General features: G+C 30.9%; 7 protein-coding genes. All 7 read right to left on the bottom strand.

Translation table 11 applies throughout. The annotated features are described in order from the left end of the window. Positions 1-158 precede the first annotated feature (158 nt). Positions 159-950: a hypothetical protein gene (locus ACWGOQ_RS23795; protein ID WP_452060345.1), complete on the bottom strand. Its 792-nt coding sequence runs from the start codon at positions 948-950 to the stop codon at positions 159-161. A 207-nt stretch (positions 951-1,157) separates the two neighbouring features. Beyond that, entirely contained in the window at positions 1,158-1,871 is a 714-nt protein-coding gene (locus ACWGOQ_RS23800) for a class I SAM-dependent methyltransferase (protein WP_452060346.1), read from the bottom strand. 150 nt (positions 1,872-2,021) lie between these two features. Next, positions 2,022-2,771 carry a hypothetical protein gene (locus tag ACWGOQ_RS23805; RefSeq protein WP_452060347.1) on the bottom strand — a complete coding sequence of 250 codons (750 nt, stop codon included), beginning with the start codon at positions 2,769-2,771 and terminating at the stop codon, positions 2,022-2,024. Positions 2,772-2,905: 134 nt separating this feature from the next. Then, positions 2,906-3,355 (bottom strand): hypothetical protein, encoded by a 450-nt coding sequence (locus tag ACWGOQ_RS23810; RefSeq protein WP_458202886.1) that lies wholly within the window; start codon positions 3,353-3,355, stop codon positions 2,906-2,908. A gap of 155 nt (positions 3,356-3,510) precedes the next feature. Then, entirely contained in the window at positions 3,511-3,903 is a 393-nt protein-coding gene (locus tag ACWGOQ_RS23815) for a hypothetical protein (RefSeq protein ID WP_452060349.1), read from the bottom strand. Positions 3,904-4,172: 269 nt separating this feature from the next. Next, entirely contained in the window at positions 4,173-5,876 is a 1,704-nt protein-coding gene (locus tag ACWGOQ_RS23820; protein ID WP_452060350.1) for a WG repeat-containing protein, read from the bottom strand. Positions 5,877-6,138: 262 nt separating this feature from the next. Then, positions 6,139-6,738: a hypothetical protein gene (locus ACWGOQ_RS23825; RefSeq protein ID WP_452060351.1), complete on the bottom strand. Its 600-nt coding sequence runs from the start codon at positions 6,736-6,738 to the stop codon at positions 6,139-6,141. Between the last annotated feature and the right edge of the window lie 93 nt (positions 6,739-6,831).

The raw sequence follows: 6,831 nt of genomic DNA on the forward strand, positions 1-6,831 counted from the left end.
TTTTTCCCTCAAATTATACCTTAAAAAGTGTAAACTATGTTTCTTTAACTTTGTAAAGGATGTTTGTTTAACGTACCGAATTGCAGACAACGGTTAGTATATGAAGCGTAGCATCCCGCAGGGTGCTATGATTTCATATACAGTGTTACCACCTTTTTTTATTCTGTTACAGTTTCATTTTCCAATAGTTCCGTGTCAACTGTTGGCTTATTGAGTTTCCACAACCAATATATACCACCTAATGGTATTCCGAAGGTCCAAGCTGAACTTAGATATCCCATATAACTAAAGCTAATACCCAATAAGATTTGAAAACTTAATAAGCTAAATGAAAGTCCATTAACAGCACTATAGGTTATTGCAGGTACGTTAAGGAAAATGACAGCAATATATTTCAACCACTTTTTCTTTAAGTCACTTTTTCTGATTTTCCTAATTATCCAAATGTTGAAAATCGGTACACAAATGGCTAGTATTCCAAAAAGCCAAAATATCATCATATTCGGAATGGGTTCTTTTATTTCAAGAGTTTGGATGTAGTATATCTTATTTGAATTGTCGTCAAAAATTATTTCGAAAACACCGAATTCCTTGTCGTTCGAAAATTCGATTTGAGCTTTCGTTGTATTTGGAGCTGTGCTTTCTCCTTCTACCGTTGATAAAGTTTTATTTGCGGTCATAAACCTGTACTCCAATTCAGTTCCGAAATTATTTACAATTATCTGCCTTAAATTGGCTAATCCTACTTTTAAAGTGTCAAGATTTGTATTTTTAAATCCATCGTGTTCGGTCGCCATAAAGGTTAAACCTTTTTCATAATCTTCATCTATTAGGGCTTCAACAAAACCTTCAGTTGTGTCTTTGTAAGTAAATGCGTTGTTAATAAAATCACAGCTTGTAAAAAGTGATACAATTAATATTAGAAGCGAAGTTTTTGTCAGTCTATTCATTTTTTCTAATTGGTGGTAACGGTTAGCTATGCGTAGTGCGGGAGCAAAAAATCACAGGTTTTCGATCAAGCACTTAGCCAAAGCTTATGTTTTGTTTTTATATTTTCTAAAATACTAAATTTAATACTTTGGCGACAAACCAAATAGACAATAACCTTTCGGTTAAACCTAAACATCGCATTATCGTATAGGTGTTGTTACCAATAGTTATTTTATTTTTCGCCCTTTAATTCCAGTAGCGCATCCGTAAAAATAGTCCACATATTCAACTTCAAAATTGAATTTTCTAAATATTTGTTCAACGTTTTTTGAATTTACAAATTCTTGAGTATAAACTCCCAACATTTTATAGGTCTCTGGACTTCCAAGAAATATCTTACCTAATATTGGAATAACATTTTTCAAGTAAAAGAGATAAAAAGGTTTTAAAATTGAATTTTTGGGTACGGAAACATCTACAAGAGAAAATTTACCATTTGGTTTTAAAATTCTGTGAATTTCAATAGCTAATTTTTCAAGTTGATTATCGTTAAAAGTTTTCATCCCAAATCCGGATATTACATAATCAGCAGTTTGGTCCTTTATTGAGTTTTCAAAAACATTTTCTTTCAGAATTTCAATGTCGTAAATATTGAGTTTTTCCTTATTATTTTTAGCTCGATTTATCATTTTTGTAGAAAAATCAAGGGAAATCAACTTTGAGTCTTTATTACATTTTGCTAAAATATGTTTCCAACATTCTCCCATTCCAGTCATCAAATCGACAATAACTTTTCCTTTTTGGATTTCAATTTCCTCAACACATTGTCTTCTCCATCTTTCGCTAAATCCAAAAGAAGTTACATAATTCACTTTTGAATATGAACGGCTCATTTTGTCAAATAGCTTTTCGACAAATTTTGGTTCGTAAATTTCCTTCATTGGCAATTATTGGTAATGTGATTGTGTATGATTTCGTTGCGTGTTTTAGCAACTAATTTAGCAAATACAAACCGAATAGAAAATCCGCGAGGATTTTCGTAAGTAGGCGAGTACTAGCAATGAATTATACACGGTGTTACCTACAGTTATTTATTCTATAAATTCAAATGTTTTCCAAATTTCAGCACTCAAACCTTTTTTTCCAACATCATCTTTATTTTTAATTTCAGAGTTTTTATTTGTACTCCAAACTAAATTTACGGGATTAAAATCAGCCGTTTTTGGATAATAAAGAGTTCTGAACAATTGATAATTTCCTAAAAAATTTTGTGGTGTTTTTTCCTTTATCTCTATTTCTGCGTTTAACTGATAATTTTTTTGACCATAAAATTCCGACATTCCATTAAAAAGTACTTTTATATCTGGAACTCTCTTTTTTAAACTGGCTAAAATTTTTTCTGTGGAATTTTTTCCGTGCTCTTCTTCAAATATTCTTTTTCTATCTGAATATCCAATTGAAAATTCCTCAATTACAATATCACTTTCTATTAGTTGAAAAGTTATATAAGCATAATTTTCAACTCCGATTTTTGCAGAATCAACTTTTACATTATTCGGATACTCAATTTTGAAACGTGTGATTGGTAAATTCCACTTTTTGCATTTATCCTCATCAACGATAAAAATGTTTTCAAATGTTGAAGCCTCAACTTTTGGGAAAGGTTTTAATTCAGCTGTTTCCGCTTTTGGTAATTCAACCTTTGCATTGAAGTTGCAACTTGATATTAAAACCAAAATTAAAATTAGAAGCGGAATGTTTTTCATAATTGTAGGTAACGTTAAATATATGGCAAGTTGGGCAGAAAACAAGCGATTATTTTCGGTTAAGCCATAAGCCAAATCTTTTTATTTTGTTTTAATTTTTCTCTTTTAATACCAAATCAAAAGATTTGGCGACTTTGCAAATAGACAACAACTTTTGAATTAAGCACTAATCGCCCAATTTGCTATATATAGTGTTGTAGTGCGTTATTTTATGCAATATTACTCGGATAATTTCCGATTCCTTTTAATTCCGCTATCCCGTCTTCTTTTTCCGCTAACATTTTCAATTCTCGGTTAAAAGTGTCTATCGCATTTGGCTCAATTATCAATTCCATTGAGAGCTTATCTTTTTCCTCTTTCCGATATTCCGTTGAGACATTTTCTTCCATTGTAATTAGCACTCCACATTTTCCAGTCGGTCCAATCTTATAAAATTTCATTTCGAAATATGCGTAACTATCTTTTTCTCCGCAAGAATGAGTCACACTATCTTTTCCAAATGGGAATCCATCTAATTCATTTACAAATCCGAGTAAAGATTCAGATACTTCATAAACCTCAGTAATTCCAGAATATCGTCCGTTATTAGCAGAGATTCGCATCTCAAACATATCATCATCTTTCCAGATAACTTCAAATTTCAAATTATTTCCGTTCATTTTTTTAATGCACTACAACGTGATTGTGTATGATTAGTTGCGTGGTTTAAGCACTAAAGTTAGCAGATAAATCACAGATAGAAAGTCCGCGAGGACTTTCGTAAGTTGGCTTTAACTAGCAATGAATTATACACGGTGTTGGCAATAGTTTTATTCTACTTTTCTGTTTTAGTCGGATTAGTTCTAAAGACATAGGCAAAAAGTATCGCAAAAATCACATACACTGCTGTGAGAGAAACAATAATTTCTGAATGTGTTTGGATAATAGAAGCAATTTTAACTAAGGCAATTGCCCCAACTCCAAAATGCATTAGATTTCCAATTGCAATCGGTCTATTATAAATTCCTCCAATTAGCGTTCCTTTAGCCATCCAATTTAAAATTCCAAAACCCAAGTATAATGCACTCATTATTTTCAAAAAGAGTATTGAAATGATATTTGACTCAACATTTAGATATTCCACTATTTCATTTGGTAAAAAAGAAAGAAGAATTCCAATAATAGCCAAGAATAAGGCACTTGAGGTCATTAATATTTTTGTGTTCATTTTATTGATTTAGGATTAATGACTAGTTAGTCGTATTAAATTAAATATTGTTACTAATTATTGCCAACGTTCAGTATAAGAAAAGTAGGGCAGTTGTAACCGTTACTTTTCAGATTATATTCAAGCCGAATTTTTAAATTTTGTTAATTATCTTTTCTCTTTTTAATTTCACCAAATTTAAAAATTTGGCGACTTGGCAAATACACACAGACCTTTCGATTAAGCACTTTTTGCCCTATTTTTTTTTATACTTTGTTAGCAACTGGGCTTTATTGGAAGTTTAATAAATAACCGAATTTATCATCAATTAATTTTTCACTTACCTTTTGCTCTAACACTTTTCCTTTCGTGTCAGTTGTTAGGTATTTACCACTCTTTTTTAAATAAATGGTGTCCAATTCTTTATTTGTTAGATATGGCCATTCCCATAAAATTTGTTCATACTCTATTGGATGAACTATTTCGTTGTTCCAGTTTATCGTTCCGAATAGACCGTTTTTCTCTACTTTTATCACTTTAGAATTATCAACTGAAATTTCATCATATTGCGGTGGAATAACTATTTCGCCATTTCTACTAATTAAGCCTTTTTTTCCATTTTTCGTAATGAAATGTTCTTTTGGTCCATATTCAACCCAATTAGATATTTCTTCAAATTCAATTGGTATTATTATATTTTCATTGATGTCAATGATTCCAAAAAGACCATTCTTTTGGACGATAAATCTTTTGTTTTTCTCGTAAAATGTAGGTGTAATGTTTTGATATGAGAATGAAATTATTGGATTGCCATTTTTGTCAAACATTCCTGATTTTTTTGAGTCTTTTACGATGTAATAATCAAAGAATTTTTGAGAAAATATGTCATCATATTCTAATGGTAGTATGATTTTTCCTTTGTAATCTATTAACCCATATTTTCCATTCTGTTTTGCATAGGTTACGGACTTTCCATCAAAAGGTTTGATTTCTTGATATTCAAAAGGTATTTCATTCATTCCTTTGTCCGAAACTGTTCCTACCATTCCAGAACTGTTAGTTAGAACGAAATATCTTTGGTATGATTCTTTGCCTTTATAACTATCCCATTCAAATTCTTTGATGTCAAAATCGGTTATTGGGTTTGCTTTTTTGTCCAAAAGTTGAATACTTTTTCCTTTCTTAACAGCAAAAAGGTCAGATTCGTTTGAGTATTCAGTAGGATGTTCGATGAAGTCATATTTTATTGGTAAAATAACATTACCAAGTGTATCAATAATTCCGTATTTCCCATTTTTAGCGACAATCCCTAAATAGTTACGGAAAGGTTCTGCTACGTCATAAGTTCCAAAATTCACTACTTCTTCAAATTCTTTATTTAGATAAGCAACTTTACCATTTTTTTCTACTCGACAAAGTCCTCGCTCAAAATAGGTGTAATTTCTATCGTCATAATATGATTCGGTTATTTTATCAAAATTGAAATCAGTCAGTTGCACGCCACCACAAGAGAAAAATGCCCATTTGCCATTTTGCATTACACAGACTAAAGAATCAATTCTGTTACTTCTAACTTTCTCATATTTGATAGGAATAATTTCGTTACCGCTTTGGTCAATAAATCCAAATTCCCCATTTAGTTTAGCCTTTGCTAATTTGCATTTATAAAAGTGACTTTCATTTTCGTATTTGAATGGTATTACTACTTTACCTTTTCTATCAATAAAACCGTATTTGTTATTTTTCTTCGCAGGTGCAAGTCCGTGAGAGAAAACACTTAAATCGTCATAAATAAATGGTATTAGTGTATCCTGTTTTATGTTTATGTAACCACTTTTTCCATTTGATTGAGCTAAAATCATACCTTCTTCGTCTATTGGATTTAGAAATTTATATTTGTTTAGAGGTATAACTGCTTCTCCATTTTGATTTACAAATCCCCAAGAATTTTCGCCCATCACTCGTTCGAAAGTTTCAAATTCTGAAATTTTCAATTCGTTCCTATTTGATTTGCAAGAAATCAGAAGTGAAAGAATAATCAATATGTTTATTAATGTTCTCAATGTTTGTCTTGCCTTGTTGCTAACGTTAAATATATGGCAAGTTGGGAAGAAAGTAAAAAATAACTTTCGGTTAAGCCCCAAGCCAAATCTTTTTATTTTGTTTTAATTTTTCTCTTTTAATACCAAATCAAAAGATTTGGCGACTTTCCAAATAGATAACAACTTTTGGATTAAACACTAATCGCCCAATTTGCTATATATAGTGTTGTGAGCTGGCATTTTTACACAGTTTATATTTTTCTTGCGTTTCATTAGAGAATAAAATTGTTAGATGGTCAGCCCAATAATAATTGTCAGATTCATCTTCTTTTATCTCTAGAGTGGCAATCCAAATTTTATTTTTATCGAATGATAATTCCCAAGTTTGTGGTAATTTGGTAATCGTATTTTCGGATTTAACTATTCGGCCATTTTCATATTCGGTTGTAATTCCTTCACTAATATCCCATAAAATTCCGATTCCAGATATTTTTTTTCCAATCAGTTTTTTCCAATTTTTACTTTCCGAAACATTTAAGATTTTAAATCCTTCTTTTTCTTTCTCTAATTTATCAATAATGGTAAATCCTATACCATAACTATAAAATTCACTGTCCCACATTATTTGAATTAATTTTCCGCTATCCAGAAGGAATATTACGTTCATATCAACAGAGTGAATGTCTGCTGAAAACTCCCAGAATTCTGAGTCATCAGTTTCCCAATTTATTTCTTCGTAATAAACTTCAAAAATCTTTTGTCCGACAAGCTCTTTTTTAATTCGGTCGTAATATTTACTTTCTTTCTCGGTCATTTTTCTGCTTGCTCACAACGTTAAATATATGGCAAGTTGGGCAGTAGAAAGCATTGAACTTTCGGGTTGCTCCGAGCCAAATCGTTTATTTTG

The organism is Aquimarina ulvae, assembly GCF_053613295.3.

Bases quoted from the DNA above. Each gene is read 5' to 3' on its own strand.
- ACWGOQ_RS23795 (WP_452060345.1), bottom strand. From the start codon at position 950: ATGAATAGACTGACAAAAACTTCGCTTCTAATATTAATTGTATCACTT.
- ACWGOQ_RS23800 (WP_452060346.1), bottom strand. From the start codon at position 1,871: ATGAAGGAAATTTACGAACCAAAATTTGTCGAAAAGCTATTTGACAAA.
- ACWGOQ_RS23810 (WP_458202886.1), bottom strand. From the start codon at position 3,355: ATGAACGGAAATAATTTGAAATTTGAAGTTATCTGGAAAGATGATGAT.
- ACWGOQ_RS23825 (WP_452060351.1), bottom strand. From the start codon at position 6,738: ATGACCGAGAAAGAAAGTAAATATTACGACCGAATTAAAAAAGAGCTT.
- ACWGOQ_RS23815 (WP_452060349.1), bottom strand. From the start codon at position 3,903: ATGAACACAAAAATATTAATGACCTCAAGTGCCTTATTCTTGGCTATT.